1 protein-coding gene is annotated in these 1,166 nt (G+C 64.8%); it reads left to right on the top strand.

Annotation, left to right across the window (positions count from 1 at the left end; genetic code table 11):
* A partial coding sequence (locus C5P05_RS00530; protein ID WP_157979147.1) for an NAD-dependent succinate-semialdehyde dehydrogenase occupies positions 1-1,166 on the top strand: 1,166 nt, incomplete at both ends.

Here is a 1,166-nt window from a genome sequence, read left to right as displayed (position 1 = left end):
GCCGCCTGGCCGGCCTGGAAAGCCAAGACCGCCAAGGAGCGCAGCATCATCCTGCGCAAGTGGTTCGACCTGCTGATGGCGAACCAGGAGGACCTGGGCCGCATCATGACCGCCGAGCAGGGCAAGCCGTTTCTTGAAGCCAAGGGCGAAGTCGCCTATGGCGCCAGCTTTGTCGAGTGGTTCGCCGAGGAAGCCAAGCGCGTCAACGGCGAAACCTTGCCCCAGTTCGACAACAACCGCCGCCTGCTGGTGATCAAGCAGCCGATCGGCGTCTGTGCCGCCATCACGCCGTGGAACTTCCCCCTGGCCATGATCACGCGCAAGGTGGCGCCGGCACTGGCCGCAGGCTGCACCGTGCTGATCAAGCCGGCCGAACTGACCCCCTTGACCGCGCTGGCCGCAGCCGAACTGGCCATTCGCGCCGGTATCCCGCCCGGCGTGCTCAATATGCTCACCGCCGACAGCGACAACTCGATCGCCGTCGGCAAGGTGATCTGCGCCAGCGACGTGGTGCGCCACATCAGCTTCACCGGCTCGACCGAAGTCGGTCGCATCCTGATGGCGCAAAGCGCGCCCACCGTCAAGAAAATGTCGCTGGAGCTCGGCGGCAACGCCCCCTTCATCGTGTTTGATGACGCCGACATCGACTCGGCGGTCGAAGGCGCCATGGCCAGCAAGTACCGCAACGCCGGCCAGACCTGCGTCTGCGCCAACCGCTTTTACGTGCAGGACGGCGTCTACGACCAGTTTGTCGCCAAGTTCGCCGCCAAGGTCAAGGCGCTCAAGGTCGGCAACGGCTTCGACGAGGGCGTGCTGCAGGGCCCGTTGATCGAAGACGCGGCGGTGGACAAGGTCAGCCGCCATGTCGCCGATGCGCTGGCCAAGGGCGGCAAGATCATGGCCGGCGGCAACAAAATGGCTGGCCAGTTCTTCGAGCCCACGGTGATCGCGGAGGCGAGCAGCGACATGCTGTGCGCCAAAGAGGAAACCTTCGGCCCGTTCGCGCCGGTGTTCCGTTTCAAGACCGAGCAGGAAGCCATTGATGCGGCCAACAACACCGAGTTCGGCCTGGCCAGCTATTTCTACAGCCGCGACGTTGGGCGCATCTTCCGCGTCAGCGAGGCGCTGGAATACGGCATGGTCGGCATCAACGTCGGCATCCTGGC

The sequence above is a fragment of the Rhodoferax ferrireducens genome, assembly GCF_003347515.1.
Taxonomy (GTDB): Bacteria; Pseudomonadota; Gammaproteobacteria; order Burkholderiales; family Burkholderiaceae_C; genus Rhodoferax.
Note: the sequence above shows the minus strand (reverse complement) of the source record. Positions and strands in the feature narration are given on the sequence as shown.